Source organism: Christensenellaceae bacterium 44-20 (assembly GCA_041223705.1).
Taxonomy (GTDB): domain Bacteria; phylum Bacillota; class Clostridia; order Christensenellales; family Christensenellaceae; genus QANA01.
Genome location: JBCLQU010000001.1, coordinates 250,564 through 268,950, shown reverse-complemented (window position 1 = coordinate 268,950; position 18,387 = coordinate 250,564). Strand labels below are relative to the sequence as shown.

The 18,387-nt window shown below is 53.2% G+C and carries 21 protein-coding genes and 7 tRNA genes; 8 read left to right on the top strand and 20 right to left on the bottom strand.

From position 1 onward, the window contains the following. Positions 1-72: 72 nt before the first annotated feature. The gene (locus AALG83_01460; GenBank protein ID MEY8381821.1) at positions 73-1,401 is read right to left on the bottom strand and encodes a replication-associated recombination protein A; all 1,329 of its coding nucleotides are present in this window, start codon (positions 1,399-1,401) and stop codon (positions 73-75) included. A gap of 149 nt (positions 1,402-1,550) precedes the next feature. On the opposite strand from AALG83_01460, the gene AALG83_01455 reads away from it, so the two are divergent. Together AALG83_01455 and AALG83_01450 are read left to right on the top strand one after the other, a co-directional pair. Next, positions 1,551-1,627: transfer RNA gene (locus AALG83_01455), tRNA-Ala, on the top strand. A 143-nt stretch (positions 1,628-1,770) separates the two neighbouring features. Then, positions 1,771-2,910 carry an aldo/keto reductase gene (locus AALG83_01450; GenBank protein ID MEY8381820.1) on the top strand — a complete coding sequence of 380 codons (1,140 nt, stop codon included), beginning with the start codon at positions 1,771-1,773 and terminating at the stop codon, positions 2,908-2,910. A 64-nt stretch (positions 2,911-2,974) separates the two neighbouring features. Here the strand turns inward: AALG83_01450 and AALG83_01445 are convergent, their stop codons facing one another. Further along, positions 2,975-3,301 carry an SLOG family protein gene (locus AALG83_01445; protein ID MEY8381819.1) on the bottom strand — a complete coding sequence of 109 codons (327 nt, stop codon included), beginning with the start codon at positions 3,299-3,301 and terminating at the stop codon, positions 2,975-2,977. Positions 3,302-3,441: 140 nt separating this feature from the next. Here AALG83_01445 and AALG83_01440 point away from each other — a divergent pair, with 140 nt between their 5' ends. Then, the gene (locus AALG83_01440; protein MEY8381818.1) at positions 3,442-3,612 is read left to right on the top strand and encodes a YlcI/YnfO family protein; all 171 of its coding nucleotides are present in this window, start codon (positions 3,442-3,444) and stop codon (positions 3,610-3,612) included. Between the two features lie 99 nt (positions 3,613-3,711). Here AALG83_01440 and efp read toward each other — a convergent pair whose 3' ends face one another. Genes efp through AALG83_01420 form a run of 4 tightly spaced genes read right to left on the bottom strand, consistent with a single transcriptional unit; the run spans position 3,712 to position 7,741 of the window. Beyond that, entirely contained in the window at positions 3,712-4,269 is a 558-nt protein-coding gene (gene efp / locus AALG83_01435; GenBank protein ID MEY8381817.1) for an elongation factor P, read from the bottom strand. A gap of 16 nt (positions 4,270-4,285) precedes the next feature. Continuing rightward, on the bottom strand, positions 4,286-5,350 hold the full coding sequence (locus tag AALG83_01430) for a Xaa-Pro peptidase family protein (GenBank protein MEY8381816.1): 1,065 nt from the start codon (positions 5,348-5,350) through the stop codon (positions 4,286-4,288). Next, the gene (locus tag AALG83_01425; protein MEY8381815.1) at positions 5,343-6,209 is read right to left on the bottom strand and encodes a TIM barrel protein; all 867 of its coding nucleotides are present in this window, start codon (positions 6,207-6,209) and stop codon (positions 5,343-5,345) included. The genes AALG83_01430 and AALG83_01425 overlap by 8 nt, the downstream gene beginning before the upstream one ends. Continuing rightward, positions 6,206-7,741: a sugar translocase gene (locus AALG83_01420; protein ID MEY8381814.1), complete on the bottom strand. Its 1,536-nt coding sequence runs from the start codon at positions 7,739-7,741 to the stop codon at positions 6,206-6,208. Before AALG83_01420 ends, AALG83_01425 begins: the two co-directional genes overlap by 4 nt. 268 nt (positions 7,742-8,009) lie before the next feature. Between AALG83_01420 and AALG83_01415 the strand changes: the two genes are divergently transcribed. Beyond that, the gene (locus AALG83_01415) at positions 8,010-8,612 is read left to right on the top strand and encodes a pentapeptide repeat-containing protein (protein MEY8381813.1); all 603 of its coding nucleotides are present in this window, start codon (positions 8,010-8,012) and stop codon (positions 8,610-8,612) included. A 38-nt stretch (positions 8,613-8,650) separates the two neighbouring features. Here the strand turns inward: AALG83_01415 and AALG83_01410 are convergent, their stop codons facing one another. The 4 genes from AALG83_01410 to AALG83_01395 are packed head-to-tail and all read right to left on the bottom strand — an operon-like array spanning position 8,651 to position 10,942. Continuing rightward, complete coding sequence (locus AALG83_01410) at positions 8,651-9,172, bottom strand: GNAT family N-acetyltransferase (protein MEY8381812.1); 522 nt, start codon at positions 9,170-9,172, stop codon at positions 8,651-8,653. 49 nt (positions 9,173-9,221) lie between these two features. Next, entirely contained in the window at positions 9,222-9,773 is a 552-nt protein-coding gene (locus tag AALG83_01405) for an SIS domain-containing protein (GenBank protein MEY8381811.1), read from the bottom strand. A gap of 15 nt (positions 9,774-9,788) precedes the next feature. Further along, the gene (locus AALG83_01400) at positions 9,789-10,358 is read right to left on the bottom strand and encodes an SIS domain-containing protein (protein MEY8381810.1); all 570 of its coding nucleotides are present in this window, start codon (positions 10,356-10,358) and stop codon (positions 9,789-9,791) included. Positions 10,359-10,384: 26 nt separating this feature from the next. Next, positions 10,385-10,942 (bottom strand): SIS domain-containing protein, encoded by a 558-nt coding sequence (locus AALG83_01395; GenBank protein ID MEY8381809.1) that lies wholly within the window; start codon positions 10,940-10,942, stop codon positions 10,385-10,387. A 37-nt stretch (positions 10,943-10,979) separates the two neighbouring features. Between AALG83_01395 and AALG83_01390 the strand changes: the two genes are divergently transcribed. From AALG83_01390 to AALG83_01380, 3 genes are all read left to right on the top strand, one after another. Further along, on the top strand, positions 10,980-11,303 hold the full coding sequence (locus AALG83_01390) for a hypothetical protein (GenBank protein MEY8381808.1): 324 nt from the start codon (positions 10,980-10,982) through the stop codon (positions 11,301-11,303). 43 nt (positions 11,304-11,346) lie between these two features. Beyond that, positions 11,347-11,421 (top strand) — tRNA-Glu (locus AALG83_01385). A gap of 49 nt (positions 11,422-11,470) precedes the next feature. Next, positions 11,471-11,546 (top strand) — tRNA-Val (locus tag AALG83_01380). A 225-nt stretch (positions 11,547-11,771) separates the two neighbouring features. On the opposite strand, the gene AALG83_01375 is transcribed toward AALG83_01380, so the two are convergent. From AALG83_01375 to AALG83_01360, 4 genes are all read right to left on the bottom strand, one after another. Then, positions 11,772-12,473: an MBL fold metallo-hydrolase gene (locus tag AALG83_01375; protein MEY8381807.1), complete on the bottom strand. Its 702-nt coding sequence runs from the start codon at positions 12,471-12,473 to the stop codon at positions 11,772-11,774. A gap of 65 nt (positions 12,474-12,538) precedes the next feature. Next, a complete protein-coding gene (locus AALG83_01370; protein ID MEY8381806.1) occupies positions 12,539-13,687 on the bottom strand; it encodes a Gfo/Idh/MocA family oxidoreductase in 1,149 nt (382 codons plus the stop codon). Between the two features lie 12 nt (positions 13,688-13,699). Then, complete coding sequence (locus AALG83_01365) at positions 13,700-14,605, bottom strand: sugar phosphate isomerase/epimerase (GenBank protein ID MEY8381805.1); 906 nt, start codon at positions 14,603-14,605, stop codon at positions 13,700-13,702. A gap of 75 nt (positions 14,606-14,680) precedes the next feature. Next, on the bottom strand, positions 14,681-15,670 hold the full coding sequence (locus AALG83_01360; GenBank protein MEY8381804.1) for a WYL domain-containing protein: 990 nt from the start codon (positions 15,668-15,670) through the stop codon (positions 14,681-14,683). A 92-nt stretch (positions 15,671-15,762) separates the two neighbouring features. Here AALG83_01360 and AALG83_01355 point away from each other — a divergent pair, with 92 nt between their 5' ends. Next, on the top strand, positions 15,763-16,113 hold the full coding sequence (locus AALG83_01355; protein ID MEY8381803.1) for a hypothetical protein: 351 nt from the start codon (positions 15,763-15,765) through the stop codon (positions 16,111-16,113). Positions 16,114-16,178: 65 nt separating this feature from the next. Here the strand turns inward: AALG83_01355 and AALG83_01350 are convergent, their stop codons facing one another. From AALG83_01350 to AALG83_01325, 6 genes are all read right to left on the bottom strand, one after another. Then, the gene (locus AALG83_01350; GenBank protein MEY8381802.1) at positions 16,179-16,850 is read right to left on the bottom strand and encodes a nucleotidyltransferase domain-containing protein; all 672 of its coding nucleotides are present in this window, start codon (positions 16,848-16,850) and stop codon (positions 16,179-16,181) included. Positions 16,851-16,893: 43 nt separating this feature from the next. Continuing rightward, entirely contained in the window at positions 16,894-17,601 is a 708-nt protein-coding gene (locus tag AALG83_01345; protein ID MEY8381801.1) for a hydrolase, read from the bottom strand. 257 nt (positions 17,602-17,858) lie between these two features. Beyond that, positions 17,859-17,934: transfer RNA gene (locus tag AALG83_01340), tRNA-Lys, on the bottom strand. 13 nt (positions 17,935-17,947) lie between these two features. Continuing rightward, a tRNA-Gln gene (locus AALG83_01335) sits at positions 17,948-18,022 on the bottom strand. Between the two features lie 23 nt (positions 18,023-18,045). Beyond that, positions 18,046-18,122 (bottom strand) — tRNA-His (locus AALG83_01330). 5 nt (positions 18,123-18,127) lie between these two features. Further along, positions 18,128-18,204 (bottom strand) — tRNA-Arg (locus AALG83_01325). Between the last annotated feature and the right edge of the window lie 183 nt (positions 18,205-18,387).

The window sequence follows — 18,387 nt, the reverse complement described above, 5'->3', positions numbered from 1 at the left end:
ATCGCTCTTTTTTTCACCAAATAGCAGCAGGCGCTTGGGCCGCATCCCAAAACTCTGCCCGCGCCGCTGTCGTCATTGCTGTTTTTCCCTGTGCTGCTCCTTCCACTGCTCAATCTGCTCCAGCCGCTCTTTGATTCGGCTCTCCCTGCCCTGCACCGTCGGCCGGTAATACTTCTTGCCCAAAAGCGAATCCGGCAGACATTGCATAGCCGTCAGCTTTTCCTCCGTATCGTGCGCATATTGGTAGCCTTCGCCATAGTGCAGTTCCTTCATCAGCTTGGTCGGCGCATTGCGGATTTGCAGCGGAACCGGCTCTGCCAGCATGGTCAGCGCGTCCTTTTTGGCCCGCTCATACGCCGTATAGAGCGCGTTGGATTTGGGCGTTACGGAGAAATAGATCACCGCCTCCGTCAAATTGACGCTGCATTCGGGCATACCGATAAAATGGCAGGCCTGGTATGCCGCCACAGCCATAGACAGCGCGCTGGGGTCTGCCAGCCCAATATCCTCGCTGGCATAGCGAACCAGCCGCCGGGCGATATAAAGCGGGTCCTCTCCGGCCTCCAGCATCCGCGCCAGCCAGTAGACCGCCGCATCCGGATCGCTGTTGCGCATGGATTTATGCAGCGCCGAAATCAGATTATAGTGCTCCTCGCCGTTCTTATCATAGAGCAGGGATTTTTTGCTGATGCACTGCTCCAAAATCTCCTCGGAGACGATGGTCTTCTCCCCCCGCCGCTCTGCATTGAGCACAACCATCTCCAGCGTATTGAGCGCCGTCCTGGCATCACCGTTGGCAAAAGCGGCGATCATCTCCAGTAGTTTTTCGGAAATTTCCACCTGCTGTTCCCCAAAGCCCTTGGGGTCTGCCAGCGCGTTTTGCAATAACTGCACCAGATCTTCCTGCGCCAGCGCCTGCAAAACGAATACCTTGCATCTGGAAAGCAGAGCGGAGTTGACTTCAAAAGAAGGGTTCTCTGTCGTCGCGCCAATCAGAATGATGCTCCCTTTTTCCACAAAGGGCAAAAAAGCATCCTGCTGGGCTTTGTTGAAGCGGTGAATCTCATCTACAAACAGGATGGTCTTTTCTCCCAGCAGCCTGTCGTTTTCCGCCCGGCTCATGACCTCGCGGATCTCCTTGATCCCACTGGTTACTGCGCTGAAATCGATAAAATTCGCCTTTGTCTTGCCGGCGATGATGCGGGCCAGCGTCGTCTTGCCCACGCCGGGCGGCCCCCAGAAGATCATGGAGGAAACCATATCCTGCTCGATGAGCTGCCGCAAAACCTTCCCTTCCCCCAGCAAATGCTTTTGGCCCACGAACCCATCCAGATCCGTCGGCCGAAGCCGGCTTGCCAGCGGGCGGTTCTGCCCTGTTTCAAATAACGATTGCTGTGCCATAATCCCCCTCCTGCGCTCTTCCTTTAAATTGTAGCAGAATTTTTGCCAAAGAGAAAGCCCCGGCCAAATTCCCGCCTATTTTTCAAAAACTCAAAAATAGATATTGAAACTTTGTGGGAGATGGTGTATAATGCGTGTTGTTGGCAGTTGGGGGTGTAGCTCAGTTGGCTAGAGCGCTTGCTTCGCATGTAAGAGGTCGTGAGTTCGAGTCTCATCATCTCCACCATCTCGCCGCGGATAGAATCATCCGCGGTTTTTTTATTGCCGCGGCTCTCTCCGCTTTGCAAAATCCTGCGTTCATGGTATCATAAAGGCACAGCAAAAAAACAGAATAGAATCTTAGCAATATGATGATAGGATGGTGGAAACATGGAGTATCGTGAAATTGGAAAAACCGGGTGCCAGGCCAGCATCATCGGCCTTGGCTGCGAACATCTGGATGGCAAACCCTTTGCGCAGGTGGGCGAGACAATCTCCGCGGCGCTGGATTACGGCGTGAATATTTTTGATGTGTTTATGCCCGGCCGGGAGATCCGGGAGAATATCGCCAAGGCCCTGGGCGCGCGCCGCAAGGATGTGCTGATTCAAGGGCATATCGGCTCGACAGACCTCAGCAAACAATACGACATCAGCCGCGATCTGCCCACAGTTCAGCGCTATTTTGAAGATCTACTGCGCATCTATGGCTATATCGATTTTGGCATGATGTTCTTCATCGATTCCGAGGAGGATTACCGCGGCGTTTTTGATACCGGCTTCGCAGATTACGTCCTGAAGCTCAAAGAGCGCGGCGATATCCGCCATATCGGCTTCAGTTCGCATAACCCGGCGATGGCGCAGCGCGTCATCCAGACGGGTCTGCCCGAGATGCTCCTATTCAGCATCAATATGGCGTTCGATCTCATTCCCGCCGAATCCAATGCGCTGGATGTGCTCAATGATGGCCTGGATTCCGCGGCATTTCACGGCATCGATCCCGGTCGGGCGGCATTCTATCAGTTTTGCGCCAACAAGGGCATTGGCATCACCGTCATGAAAACGCTGGGAGCCGGCAAGCTGATCTCTGCCGAACATACGCCGTTCGAGAAGCCCATGAGCGTCGCCCAGTGCATCCACTATGCCCTGACGCGCCCTGCCGTGGCCAGCACGCTGGTGGGCTGCCAGACGGCCGCCGAAGTCGCTGAGGCCATGCGCTATCTGGAGCTGAGCGACGAGGAGCGGGATTATTCCCCTGTTCTGGGCACCCAGCGCAACGATTTTAAGGGCAACTGCGTCTATTGCAGCCATTGCCAGCCCTGCCCTGCGGGCATCGATATCGCGGCCGTCAATAAATACCTGGATATTGCCCGGCTGGATGAGGCGCATATCCCGCCTTCCATCGCCTCGCACTACGCTTCTCTCTCCGCAAAAGGCAGCGACTGCATTGCCTGCGGAAGCTGTGAAGGGCGCTGCCCCTTCGGCGTTCCGGTAATTGAAAACATGGCTAAGGCCGCCAAGCTCTTTGAATAAGCTTTTAACAAAAAAGGAGGTGCGTGAGCGCCTCCTTTTTGATCTCCCTGTTTCTCCCCGTTTTTTAAACCCGATAAACCCGCACCGGCTTGCCCAGGGAGCGCGCATAGTCTATGGTATATTTCGTCCCACGGGAGGCGCCGTCCCAGACGGCGATGACGAGCTCCGCCGCCTGCACGATCTGCCGGTTGCGCACCAGCGGCGCTCTGCGCCCGTATCTTTGGTAATCCGGCAGAAAAATGCGCTTGGCGATGCCGTGCGCATCTGCATAGGTCTCCGCCGCCCGATCGATGCCCCGAGCTCCCCCGCTGATGATCTCCGTGATCCCCTCCGGCAAATATCTGCCAATCTCTACCTCTAAATTTCTCGAACCCACTACCGCGATTTTCATTCTGCCCTGCTCTCAATTTCACAAAAGATAGCTTTAGTATAACAGCTTTCTCTCCCGCTGTGAGCAAGGCATTTGCAATGCAGACAACCGTCTTTTTATGCTCTATGATGAGGTTAGATACCTTATAACAGAGCTGGTGCATGAGAAAATTTAGAATTCCCTCCATTCCCAAAACAACCAATAAAACTATCCGCTTTCCCAACGATGTCATTGAGCAAGTGGAAGCAGCTATCCAGGGAAAGAACTGCACCTTTTCTGCTTTTGTCATCGCGGCAGTAAGGATGATATTGGAGAATTTAAAAGAAGAATAAAGAGCAGCGCTTCTGCGCTGCTCTTTTGATCGCATAACAAGCTCCCTCTATTTTGCATATAAAAAAGAGCGGCCTTTCGCCGCTCTTTTTGCTTTGCGCCTAAACGCGCTCCATGTAGTCGCCCGTTCTGGTATCCACACGGATCCGATCGCCCTGGTTGACGAACAGCGGAACCATGACCTTCGCTCCCGTCTCGAGCACAGCCGGCTTGTTGCCGGAAGTTGCCGTATCGCCCTTGAAGCCGGGCTCGGTCTCGACGATTTCCAGCTCGACGAAGTTGGGCGCTTCCACAGAGAATGCCTCGCCCTTGAAGAACTTCACCGTAACGTTGGAATTCTCCTTGACGTACTGCATCGCCTCTTCCACCAGCGCTTTGCCCAGGGGCAGCTGATCATACGTTTCGAGATCCATGAAGTAGTAGAGATCGCCGTCCGAATAGAGATACTGCATCTCTTTTCTCTCGACCATCGCCTTGGGGTATTTCTCCGTCGGGTTGAACGTCCGCTCAAGCACGCCGCCCGTAACGACGTTTTTGATCTTCGTGCGCACGAATGCCGCGCCCTTGCCCGGCTTGACGTGCTGGAAATCCACGATGACCCAAACCTGGCCATCGATCTCGATCGTAACGCCCTTTCTGAAATCGCCTGCTGATACCATTTGTTTTCTCCTCCAATTATAAAACGATTAAATCTTTTGATACCGTATAGAAATTCTCATAGCCATCTTCCGTGATGGCTACCATATCTTCGATGCGCACGCCGCCCTGCCCCGGCAGATAAATGCCCGGCTCGACAGTGCCGATCATGCCCGCCTCGAGCACCTGCGGATTATCTCTGCGGAACCACGGAGCCTCGTGAATCTCTACGCCCACACCATGGCCCGTCCCATGCTCATAGAACGCACCATAGCCGGCATCTGTGATGATATTTCTCGCAACGGCATCCACATCGCCGCCCGTAATCCCCGGGCGCAGGGCTGCCAGCGTCGCGAGCTGTGCTTTCTGCACAATATTATAAATCATTTCCAGCTCGGGCGCAACCCCTCCCACAGCGACAGTTCTGGTAAAATCCGTGCACTGCCCCTCATAGATCACGCCGAAATCCATCGTAACGAAATCCCCATTCTGCACTTTGCGATCCGAAATCGTCGCGTGAGGCAGAGAGGAGTTGGGGCCTGTGGCGATGATCGGCTCAAAGGAGGGCTTCACGCCGTTTTTATGGAAGAAATAGATCATCTCTGCCAGCAAATCGTATTCCGAAACGCCCGGTTTGATCACTTTGGTCATGTGATAGAAGGTATCCGCGGTGATTTTTGCGCCTTTGCGCATTTTCTCAATTTCTTCCGGCGTTTTGATTGTGCGCAGTGCGCGCATCTCGTCGTCGATCGAGCAGTAGGAAGCGGAAAATGCCGCATCCATCGCCGCTTTCTGATCCAGCGTAACTTTAGAAGTCTCGATGCCAAGCCTTTTTACGCCGTGCTTTTTCATCAGCTCCGCCGCCTCGCGGTATGCGCCGTCCTGCGCAATTTTGACAAACTCAAAATCATCGCCCATCTCCCGCTCGGCCATCTCCAGATAGCGGAAATCCGTCATAAAATACTGCGCATCCGCCGTTACCAGAATATCCCCGGTATCCCCGGAAAACCCGGAATACCACTGCATATTCTCCAGGCTGGTAATCAGAACGCCGTCTACTCCGTTTTCCGCCATATAGGCGCGCAGCTTTTCAAACTTATTCATGTTTCATCCCCTCCTTCGCTTTTTCGTACATCTGCTTCATGGCCAGCGCATCCATCGCCATCGTCCCCTTGGATTCGCAGATGATGCGCGGCTGTAAATCGTATTTGAGCAGCATAGGCGCCAGATGCGCGAAATCCGGGCCGTATCCTTCCTCGGCAAACGTCCTGTGCTGTTTTTCCCCCATGGCCGTAAACTCAATTTTCGAGAAATGGACGTGCATCCGGCTGGTGCGCTCCTGCCCGATGCCATCGATGAGCGCTTTCAAAATCTCCTCAAAATCCTCCGGCGAGTTGATGGCGCCCCGCCCCCGGGTATGCAGATGACCAAAATCGATGGTGGGCAGCACTCTCTCATCTAGATTCACCAGAGCAATGATCTCCTGCAAATCCCCCAGCTGGTTGATTTTGCCCATGGTCTCGGGGCAATAGGTCAAATCTCCCTGGCCGGCCTCATCCAGCTGCTGCAAAATCCACGTGAAATTGCGCTTTGTCATATCAAAGGCCAGCGCCCGATCCATCTTGGCGCAGGAGCCCGGGTGGAAGATCACGCGGTCTGCTCCCAGCCATTTTGCCGCTTTTGCGCTTTCCAAAAAATACTGCAGGTTCTTCTCCCGCTTTTCCGGGTCGTCTGTCGCCAGGTTGATAAAATACGGCGCATGCACGCTCATGGCAATTTCATTCTCCCGCGCCTTTTCCCGCACAACTGCCGCCGTCTGCTCACCGATGCGCACGCCTCTGCCAAAGGAGTATTCATATGCCCCAAGGCCCATGCCCCGAATCCAGGCCATCGCCTCATAAGTGTGCTTATATCCTGCCTCGTAAAACTGCTCCGAATTTCCGGAAGGCCCAAATAAAATCATGCGTGTTTTTTCCTCCTAAGTTTTCTGCCCAAAACCGATTTGACCTGCCGCGCAAGCAGCTGGAAATCCCCAGTCTTGCGGAAAAGCAAGTAGAAAATCGTATTGGGCACGATCATGCAGATAAGGAATTTTCCTGCAAACACCAGCAGGCCGCCGCTTCCCAGCAGGCCCGCCAGAAAATCCGTCAGAAGCGCCGTGAGCAGTGTAACGCAGAAATAGACGGCATATTTTACAAAATACACGAGCGGGCTTCGGTGGAACCCATGTTTAAACAGCACGACCGGCTCCATCCAGACCAGCGTCGTCAGCATACTGACGGTTGTCCCGATAAATGCGCCGATGAGCCCGAAGGCTTTCGCTGTCATAATCGAGATGCCGATATTGACAATTGCCGAGATGATCGGAATAAACTTCCCCTCTTCAAAAACGCCCATCGTATCCCGGAACGTCGTATTGACATTGCGCATCCCGACCAGATAGAAGTTTAAAACGATAAAGACGACCATCGTCTGATCCAGCAGCCGATCCGTGCCGGCCCAGATCGCGACGAATGGGTTGAACAGCACATAGAAGCAGACCGCCGCAAAGCCAAACATCCAGAAGTTCCCAAAGAAGATGGCGTTATAGACCTTGTATTTGCGCCGGTTGCTCTCGGTTGCCGCCATATTGCCGATGCTGGCCGTGCAGGCGTTGAACACCTGCTGCAAGAGGTTCTTGACCGTCGTCGTCAGCAGAGAATAGTTGGAGTAAATCCCCGCCTCCTTGACGCCGACAATGGAAGAGATGATCAGGCTGTCCGTGCCGTTGATGACAACTTGTCCCGCTCTGTAAAACATCAGCGAACCCATGCTGCGGAAAATTGCCTTGCGGTCCTTTTTGGGGAGCACAGAGTCGTTTTTCCCCCGGATATAGGGATACATCCGATCCGCGAGGAACATGGTGATGATGCCTTGCAGCGCGTTGGTGCCCACCTGAATGGAGAGCGTCAGAATATAGTTGTGCGTCAGGCTCATGACGATCATCTGAATGCCATAGCACAAAATGGATGTCCCGTAGATGACGTTGGTAACGATATAGTTCTTCTGGTGCGCCGTAATCAGCGAGCCTTTATAGGAGAAGAAATACCCCGATGCCGTATTGATGACAAACAGCATGAAAATCAGGTGCAGATCCGGGATATTCGCGTCTTTGACCAGGTATTCCAGGAAAGGCAGCGTAACGAGCCCCATCGCAACAACCACAAAGCCGACGATGATATACGCCTTCTGATACAGCTTCATCAGGCCCTGGATTTTGACTTTGTTATCCTCTGCAATCGGCTTATAGAGCGCGTATATGATAGCCGTCCCGACGCCCAGATCCGCCAGGGAAAAGAGCATCAAAATATTGGTGAACGTCCCGTTGACGCCCTGGTAAACCTCGTCCAGCGTATGGATAAAGACCGTGCGCATGGCGAAGCTCATCAGAATATTTAAAATCTGACCGCCCAGGCCGAATATGATATTGCGAATAGAATTCCTTGCGCGATTCAAAGGGGCTCTCCTTTTTGAAAGATACTAGAATATTTTAGCATATTTTTATGAAAAATCAAAATCGGCTGTTTCTTTTTAGTCTTTTCCAAAATACCGGGAAAATTCCCGCACTCCCTTTTTTCTTTTTGGATTTTCAGAGCGTTCAGCCATCCGCTTGATACTGCCCGATAAAGCGGATAGCGCATTTCGGCCCTCTCTTTTTTGCGAGACAATTCCTACCCTGTGTGCTAAACTGAAAGCAGATCATCTATCTAAAAAGGAGAACCCCATGCTTCTGGAATTGATACAAAACGCTCAAAGCGCGGAAACGCCAATTGAAAACCAGATCTTTGAAAATGAATCGCTCCTGCTATCCGATTTCTCCCGGCTGGATTTTAACCGCGTTCTATTCCGAAAATGCAGATTCCTGCAATGCGATTTTTCCAAGGCCTCCCTTTTGCATACGCGGTTCGAAGGCTGCGATCTCTCGGGCAGCGATTTCTCCGAGAGTTTTTGGAAATATGGCGGCATGGCCGAGAGCAAGTTCGACGGCTGTAATTTTTCCGAGGCGCGCATCCGGGAATGCAAGATCGCTGAGAGCCTTTTCTATTATGCGAACTTTCCGCAGATCATCTGGGAAAACTGCGAGGTTTCTGAGAGTTTTTTCAGCGGCGCCTCGTTTCACGCCGCCCGCTTCAAAGATCTTCAGCTTCAAAAGGTCAATTTCTCGGATGCCGATTTTTTTGGCGTTTCCATGAAAAAGCTGGATCTTTCAGATTGCGATCTGACGAACATCTCTATCTCGGATACGTTTCAGGAGCTGCGCGGCGTCAAACTAAACGCCATCCAGGCCGCCGCCTTTATGCGGTTTTTCGGGGTCGAGATCGTATAGCTTCCAATCAAAAAAAGAAACGCTGTTGCGTTTCTTTTTTATTGCTCCGCATACCGCGCGTAAATTGCATGAGGCATCTGCTTCCCATTGACTACCTTGATGAACTGGCTCTCTTTTTTCATGCCCAGCCGCTCCGCCACCCGCACAGACGCCCGGTTTTCCGGCCTGATCTCCGCAATCACTTTCTCCGCCGGGTAGTTTTCAAAGAGATACCGGATGCAGGCCTCTCCGGCCTCTGTGGCATAGCCCTTGCCCCAGGCTTCTTTTCCCAAAATATATCCAATCCCATAAAACTTTTCCCCGCCGATTTGCTCCATCAGCGGCCCCATGCAGCCTATTACTTTGCCGGATGCCTTTTCCACTGCCGCGTAATATCCAAAGCCATCCACCTGATAGCGTTTTTGTTGGTTCGAAATAAAGCCGCGCACCTGCTCGTCGCTAAAGGCATATTCCCAGGCGTACATTACCTCAATATCCTGCAAAAACAAACACAGCGCGCTAAAATCTTCCTGCCGCAGCTCTCTCAGCCCCAGCCGCTGCGTCTCAATCCGATATTGCATTGCTCCTCCTCATATAGAAAAAGGCCTCCGAAGAGGCCCCTTCTTTTTCTTACTCCAGATTGTTGTGGTTAAACCCAATATCCGCCGGGACAAGGCTCATATACTCCGCCAGATAGGACTGGACGGTATCTGCCACCATGTTGAACACCGGATAAATCGAGCCGCCGCATCCATCCGGAACCTCTTCTCCCTCCGGCCGAACGGGTTTGGGGATGACGACTTTCAAATCTGCCAGTCTGCCGATGGTGGAATCCTGGCTCCCCGTAACCAGCGCCAGCTTGGCACCATGTTCTTTTGCCTGCTGCGCGATGATGCACATAGTTTTGGTCTCACCGGAACCCGAGCCAATCACCAGCAAATCCTCTTCGCCGATGGCAGGCGTCCCGTTATCGCCGACGACAAACGTCCTCAGCCCAGCCTGCGAGCAGTTCATGGAGAGGATCTTGATCATGTTCCCCGCTCTGCCCCAGCCTGCGACGAAAATTCTTCTGGCATGGAGAATCGCCTTTGCGAGCTCATCGAGCTCCTGCTGGCAAACGCCGTTTAGCATCTGGGCGCATTCTTCGCCCATTCTGATTTTCTCTTTTACTCTATCCATCATGATCGTAATCTCCTCTTATTCCAGGTTGTTGTGGTTTCTGCCGACGTCTTCCCAGGTTACGCCGAGCCGTTCCATCGCATAAGCGCGGATCAGATCACAAACCATGACGATAACATGATACATAGAGCCGCCGGAGCTGGTGGGAGCAGGAGGCGCGCCGTCGCCGCGCTTGCGCCTGTTCTGCGGGATGACTACGTTCACATCCGCAAGCCTTCCGATCGTGGAATCTGCGTTGCCGGAAATCAGGCCCAGCTTTGCGCCGTGTTCCTTTGCCTGCTGCGCAAGAATGCACATGGTCTTTGTCTCTCCAGAGCCCGAGCTGATGACCAGAATATCGCCCGGCTGAATGGCCGGCGTTCCGTTATCGCCGACGCAGTAAGTCTCAAGGCCGATCTGCGAGCAGTCCATCGAGAGGATTCTGCCGACGTTCCCCGCTCTGCCCCAGCCTGCGACGAAAATCCGCTTTGCTTCCAGGATAGCATCTACCATCGCATCCAGCTGCGCCTGGTCGATGCCGGCCAGCATCTCGGCATCTTCTCTGCCTGTTCTGGCTCGCTCTGCAACTCTATCCATTTTCTTTGTCATTGCCTATCTCTCCTTTAGCAGTGGGATTATTCCAGGTTGTTGTGGTTTGCGCGGACGTCTTCAAACGTCTTGCCAAGGCGCTCCATCACGCACTCTTCGATGAAATCGTTGAGCATGAAGGCAACCTGATAGATATTCAGCCCGCGAATCTCGGAATGCTCTTCGCCTTCTTTTTCCTCTTTCCACTGCGATGCCGGGATGACGACGTTGATATCCGCGATCTTGCCCATGGTGGAATCCGCGTTGCCCGAGATCAGGCAGACTTTCGCGCCGTGATCCTTGCCCTGCTGGCAGATGAGGGAGATGGTTTTTGTGTTGCCCGAGCCGGAGAAGATGATCAGCAGATCCCGCTCATGGATGGAAGGGGTGTTATTGTCGCCGACGCAGAACACGTTCATGCCCAGCTGCGACATATCCATGCCCAGGATTCTGACGATGTTCCCCGCTCTGCCCCAGCCGGAAACAAAAATTCTTCTGGCGTCGATAATCGCGTCTACCAGCTCGTCGATCTGCTTCTGATCGACAGCGGCCAGAATCTCCGCGTTAATTTTGCCCATTTCCTGTCTTCTCTTCAACTTATCCATTTTCAAATCTCCTTTTCTTTTGGCTCAAGGCCATAAATTGGATGCGCTCGGGAAAAGCAAAGCACATGGAGGCAAAACGCTCCTCTCCTCTATGATCTTGTCTGTTTCTCCGAATGCTTTTATTATACATCGCCAAGGCGCGCATTTGCAACCTTTCTCTTGCCTTCAGCCCATTTTTATATTGGCTCTCAAAGGCGCCCTTTTATATTTTAAGCGTATCATGGCCTGTTCTAGAAGTAAACGGCATTTTCCTGCAAAAAAGTTATCTTTTCCGAACCGCCTAGGCAGAAAAACTCCGGCAAAGGCAGGCATAGCCGCCGCCTGCCAACTTAATTTCGGTATTTTTCAGAAATTCCCTTGACATTTTCTCCGTCATTGTTTAATATATTATACGTCCCGTTTGTGGCCCCTTGGTCAAGCGGTCAAGACATCGCCCTTTCACGGCGGTAACAGGAGTTCGATTCTCCTAGGGGTCACCATTTTTAAAGCTTGCTCGTCAGCTGCCTCGGGCGGTTGGCGGGGGAGTTTGGGAGCATAGCTCAGCTGGGAGAGCATCTGCCTTACAAGCAGAGGGTCATTGGTTCGAGCCCAATTGTTCCCACCAACAGCATATCGCTGAAAAAATACTGTTCTGATTTTCAGGGCAGTATTTTTTTGCCAAAATAGCGGGGCGCCCTGCCAGAGCCAGCCTTACCTTAGCACCCTTCCCGCGGCAGCTCTCGCACAAATTCGCCCAGCGCATCGCGCCTTTGGCAGCCCTATTTCTTATAAAACCCTCCCCAAAATCAAAGCGCCCGGCCGGCTTTTCTGCCCGGCCAGGCTCTCTTTTTTAAGGCGCGTAGAATTTCACTCTGCCATAGGCATATTCCCTGCATGGCATCCCGCTGTCCTGGGGCTCCTGCCCTTCTATTTCCCCTTTCAAAATCGCCTGCGCTCCTCTTTGGATTTCTCCAAGATACGAAGCGTCCAGGGGCATTTTGCCATGGCAGGGCAGCACGGTTTGAAATGCCTCCTTCCTTTTCTCCAATCGCTCCATGCTGGCGCAAAGGGCCTCCAGGTTGCGCCCCGAGCCAAACATATAAATTGGCCCCTCCTGCACGCTGTCCCCCGAAAACAGTACGCCCGTTTCCTGCTCCAGCAGCATGATGCTGCCCGGCGTATGCCCCGGAGTATGCAGCACGGCCAGCTTCCTGCCGCCTAGTTCGATGGTATCGCCCTCCCATAAAGGCTTGAGGCGCAGCCGATTCTGCGGCATGTTCTGCAAAAAGCGCTCATATTCCGCTGGATGCAGATAGATCTCCCCCTCAAACTGCCCGCATCCGCCAATGTGGTCTCGATCCGAATGAGAAAGCGCCAGAATCAGCGGTTTTTGCGTCAGGCCGGAAACCAGCTCTCTCAGGGCTCCCTTGCCAAACCCCGTGTCCAGCAAAAGCGCACGCGCTTCCCCCTCGATCAGAAACATACGGACGATACCTTCCTCAATCGCCCAAATTCTCTCTCCCATTGTCTTCACGCAGTATTCCTGCTCCATGCCGTTGCCTCCTTCCCGCTTTGAAAAAGGAGCTCAAAAGCGCCAGCTCCTGAGCTCCTGTTATGCTATTTGACCTCGCCCCAGGCCATCGCTTTGGCCGATTTGACGATTGCCTCGGAAATTTTCATCTCGCGCACGCCGTCTTCGAATGTCGGGAAGCGCTTTTCCCCCTGCTGCCCGCCCAGAATATAGTCGTAAACCTGTTTGAAGCATTGCTTGAAGGCATCGCCAAACCCTTCGGCATGGCCGCCCGGGTAGCTCATGATCTCCTGCGCCAGAGGCATTGCCAGGGAAGGATCCTTGATCATGATCTCGTTATTTCCCGTGCGCTTGCCAATCCAGAGCTGGTTGGGCATTTCGCCGTCAAAGCAAATGCCCGCCTTGCTGCCGTAAATCTCATAATACAGCCGGTTTTTGCGCCCAGCCGCCGCCTGGTTGACCGTGAGCGTTCCCCGGGCGCCGCCGCCAAACCGCAGCAGAACAGAGGCATAATCCTCTGTCGTAATCTCCATATCCTCGTAGTCGTCGTTTGTGAGCATTTTCCCCGAGAATGTCTGGATCGCCTTTTTGGGCTTTTTGCGCACGGGCAGGAAGGTCGCGAAGTCCGCGCAGACCTTTTCAATCCGCAGGCCAGTCATGAACTCGGCGCCGTCCAGCCAGTGCGAGCCAATATCGCCAATCGCCCGCGCTTCTCCGGCCTGCTCCGGCTCCAGGCGCCAGCTGTAATCCGTGGGGAGCTGCAGCCAATCCTGCTGGTATGAGCCGTTCACCGCATAAATCTCGCCCAGCTCTCCCGCGTCTATCATGGCCTTCACCTGATGGAGCAGCGGGTAGTAGCGCAGGTTGAAGCTCACCGCCGCAACCACGCCTTCCCTCTCTGCCAGGGCCAGCAGCTCCTCTCCTTCTGCGGAAGTCATAGCCAGCGGCTTATCGCATACCACATGCTTATGCGCCAAAATCGCCGCTTTGGCCATGGAATAATGTAGGTAATTCGGCGCGCAGATGTGCACCGCCTCCACCTGCTCATCCGCGATCAGCTCCATATAATCGCCGTACCCCTTGGGGATGCAGAGCTTCTGCGCCAGCGCCTCCGCCCCGGCCGCGTTGGTCGTCGCGATTGCCACAACTTCAATATAGCCCAGCCTTCTCAGGCTTTCCACATGCACCGGCCCGATGAATCCCCCGCCGATCACGCCGACTTTTATCTTCTTCATGGCGCCCTCTCCTTACAAAATATACTGGTTCATAAAGTTCTTGGAAAGGCGGATGGAATCCAGCCGATCCTGCAAAGTCTCCTCGTATGCCCGGTCCTCGATCTCCAAGATAGCCGCGCCCTTATACCCGATATCGTTGAGCGCCGAGACGAATTTGCCCCAGTCGATATCCCCAAGCCCCGGGAGCTTGGGCGTGTGATATGCCAGCGGCGGCGCGAAGAAGCCCACCTGGTTGTATTTCTCCGGATAGAACTGCACATCCTTGATGTGAATATGCCGGATTTTTTCCGCAAACTGATAGATGGGCAGCGTATAGTCCATCTGCATGATGATCATGTGCGAAGGATCATAGTTGAGCGCAAAGTTCTTGCTGTCAATCCGCGAGAACATCTCCTGCCAAATCGCGGGTGTGCAGGCGAGGTTTTTGCCGCAGGGCTCTTCATCCGTCGTAAAATACATGGGGCAGTTCTCAATGCAGACGGTGATGCCGCGATCCTCCGCCTCTTTGATGATATCCGGCCAAATTTTCTGGAACGCATCGAAGCTCTCGCTCAAAGTCGCCCGGGGGTCTCTGCCGATAAACGTGTTGAGAACCGGAACGCCCAGATCTTCCGCAACTTTCAGAAGCTTTTTGATATGCGCAACCGCAAGCTCGCTCTGCTCCTTATCCGGATCCAGCGGGTTGGGATAGTATCCCAGGCCGGAGATCTCGATGCCCGTCTCGGCCAGCTTTTCCTGAATCGCCCCCTTGTCATAGCAATCCGCATCGATATGCGTAACGCCAGCATACCGCCGCGTCGCCTTTCCCATGGGCCAGCATGCCAGCTCCACGGCCTTAAGCCCCAGCTGCGCCGCATAGTCCACCACCTGATCAAAGCGATACTCCGGCAAAATTGCGCTCAAATATCCAAGTTTCATAAAAACCTCCGCCTATTTGCATTTTTAGATTCGGTATGCCCATTATATCATATTTGGAAAGAGAAAAAAGAGCGTTTATGCTCTTTTTTCATAAAGCTGCAAAGTTTCTTTTGCGGCCTGCTGCAATTTCTCGGCGACGCTGGGCGGCGAGATGATTTTCGCCTTGCCTCCAAACTGAAACACCCAGGAGAAAAAGGCCGGGCTGACCGCGACTTTGAGATGCGCGGTAAACTTGCCGTCTTTTGCGCTGGAAATGGGCACATCTCTGCCAAAGCGATCCACCACGACGCCCACAAGGCTCTCGTCAAATTCCATCACAATGCCCTGCACATCTCCGCCAAACATGCCGAACATCCTGTTGGCATATTCTGCCGGCTCCAGCTTTTGCCCCATCTCGATGCGCCGCTCAGGCTCCAGGCTGATTTTTGCCATTTTATCCACGCGGAAATGCGAGAGCCCGCCATACCTCTCATAATAGGCCACCAGATAGTAGTAGCCGTCATTCCAGAGCAGCAGATACGGGCTGACGGTATACCGCTCGCCGTCTCTGCGCGGGTGCAGCTTTTTATCCAGCTTGTATTCGGAATAGAGAAAGGAGATCTGCCGCTCCTCGGAAATCGCCCGGTGAATCTCGTCGACATTATAATAAATGCTCTCGTTCATGGTTTTCACCCGGTTCAAAATATAAACCTGGCGCTCCAGCTGGCGCGCCTGCCCGGCGCTGGTCAGGCTCTCTATTTTTTTGATGAGCTGCTCGCTTTTCTTATGCGTGATAAACCTGGATGCCTGCACAGCGTCTACCAGCAGCTTGAGCTCGGGCAGTTCAAACGCCCTGCTGGCCACATAATAGCCAAAATTTCTGCTGCGCCGGCATTCAATATCCAGCCCAAACGTCCGCAGTGTCTCCAAGTCGTCATACAGGCTCTTGCGCTCTGCGCCAATTCCATATTCCGCCAGCGCCTCAACCATCTGCGGAATCGTCATCAAATGTTCTTCGTCCGTGCGCTCCAATAAAATCTTCATCAGATAGAGCAGCTTCATCTTTTGCCTTGGGCCCTTAGCCATGTCTCGCATCCCTCCCCTTTGTTTTTCAGTGTACCATAAACATCCCATGCTTTCAACCTCTATAGTCCGTTTTTTCGGACTATCCTTTTGGTATGATAACTACAGAGAAAGGATGTGGTTTCATGAAAAAGCGTTATTCAGTTTTGCATAGATTTCTGGAAAGCTTCCTGCGCGGCGCGCAGGGCGGCCGCTACGGCAGAGGCGTCGCTTTCTTCTGTTTGGGCTGTTGCTTGGTCCCTCTGGTTTTTGCAGGGCTTTTTCATTTTTTAGGGGCCTTTTGGGGCTGCACAATCGCCGCTGTTCTGGCCGCTTTGGCGCTGGCGCACTTCGATGCATACGAGAGCGAATATCCCGCCGAGCCGGAAACATCTGTCCGCAAAAAAAGTGCCCGCTTTTCCCACAGCGGAAAAACACAGCGATGTTCCCGCGAAAAGATAAGCTGAAGCACGATGAAAAAGCGCCGCATCTTTACTGCGGCGCTTTTCTGCGCTTTTTTTGCCACCCTGTTCTATCGCTCTGCCATCTTCTTCGCACACCAGGCGATAAGCCGCATAAACAGCTCCTCCAACTCCTGCCCCTGGGCATTTGCAATGGCCTCTCTGCTCATGCACCGCCCAAATAACCATGCCTCTTCCCCGGAAAGCACCTGCCCCAGCGCCTGTTTGCTGTCGTAATAAACCTGCTCCTTGCAAAATGCATCGGCTTGCAGCAAAAAGAAAATGCCCTTATAGAGCATCGCCAGGGTCTGCGCCTTTCCCCCTTCAAAAAGATAGCAATGGCAGGCAGCATGATAGAGATTTGCCGCGCCGATTTTCAGCGCCTCCTGCGCTTCCTCCCGCCCAGGCTTTGGAAACAGCTCGCATAAATCCCCTAAAATGGGCTGGGTATCATAATAGAACTGAAACAGATCCGCTCTGGGCCAATGCGCCAGTTCGCTTCTCCCCGAGACAAAGCCGCACATTTTTTCCCGCTCCGGCATCTTTTCTACCATCTGCCGATAGGCCCGCAAGTCCTCCGCACCCAGCTCATCCAAAATTACGACCATATCAATATCGCTTTGCTTTGTCTCCTCGCCCCGGCGATGGCTGCCCTGAATCCCCAAAAAGGCAACGCGCCCCGGGAACAGCTCTAAAATCGCCCTCTGAAACGCCCCGCACCACTGCTTTGTCTGCTCTGTCATATTCTCCTCCGTCTAAAAAGCAGCGAAATCTCGCTGCTCATTCTTATTTCTGCTCTGCCTCTTGTTCCGCCTCGCGGTATTTGCGCATGCTGATCGCGAAAAGTTCGCCGTTGCTGGGCGGCGTATAGGTGATGGCGTTGGCTCCTGCCGCAATCGTCGCTTCAATGCTCTCTTCCGTGGGCCCGCCCGTCGCAATGATCGGAATATCCGGGTATGTTTCCCGTATTTTTTTGACGATCTGCGCCGTTTTGGCCGCCCCGGAAACGTTGATAATATCCGCTCCCGCCGCGATTCTCCCCGCAATATCCGTATGCTCGGATACCACCGTAATCACCACGGGGATGTCCAAAATCTGCTTGAGCTGCCGGATGGTCTCATTTTCCGTCGGCGCATTGAGCACAACCCCAAATGCACCCACAAACTCCGCATCCCGCGCCAAATCGATCACCCGCGCGCCCTTGGTCACTCCGCCGCCCACCCCGACGAAAACCGGCATATCGGCCGCCGTCATGATGGCTTTGGTGATGGCCGGCTGGGGGGTAAAGGGGTAAACTGCGATAATCGCATCGGTATTGATATTGCGGATGATGGCAACATCCGTCGTAAAGGCCAGGGATTTGATTTTTCTGCCGAAAATGCGAATCCCGGATGCTTTCCGCAGGCACTGGGGCGCGCTGATCATATGGCTGCGCAAATTTCCCTCAAAGCAGGGAATCCCTCTGTTTTCCTGTTCCCATCTGTTCTCTTCCATACCCTTCCCTCCATTGCGGTTTTTCAAGTCTTTTTTCTATTCTACCATGCCTTTGCCCTGTTCCCAATGCATCTGCACCCAAATTTTCTAAAACGTTACGTTCCCGCCATATTTTTCGCAGACAAAATAAGCCGAAAACAAAATCATCTTCAACAAAGAGAAGATCGGCCCTACTTCTTGCTTTTTCAGATGAGGGGATGAAGCCTGAATTGCTTCCAATAAGGGTAAGAAAAACCGCTCTATTGAGCGGTTTTTCCTGGTGACCCGCCGGAGATTCGAACTCCGGACACCTTGATTAAAAGTCAAGTGCTCTGCCAACTGAGCTAGCGAGTCAAATATTAAATTTTGGCTGGGGTGGCAGGGTTCGAACCTACGAATGCGGGAGTCAAAGTCCCGTGCCTTACCGCTTGGCTACACCCCATCATCGCCCTTGCTAAAATAAAATGGGGTGGACAGTGGGATTCGAACCCACGACCTCCAGGGCCACAACCTGGCACTCTAACCAACTGAGCTATGCCCACCATACTGGCGCGTCTGTGGGGATTCGAACCCAAGACCTACGGCTTAGAAGGCCGTTGCTCTATCCAGCTGAGCTACAGACGCATGCCCCATTCGGCTCATCGCCGCCGCGTTTGCTGGGAAACTTGCCAAAAGCTTGCCCTATCGCGCAAAACAAATTATATCTTAAATGATATGAAGTGTCAAGGAAAAAATTCGGCAAAACTTTTCCCCGCCTACTTTTGCTTTTTTTCACATATAAAAACAGGGCAAACTAGAGCCTTTTCT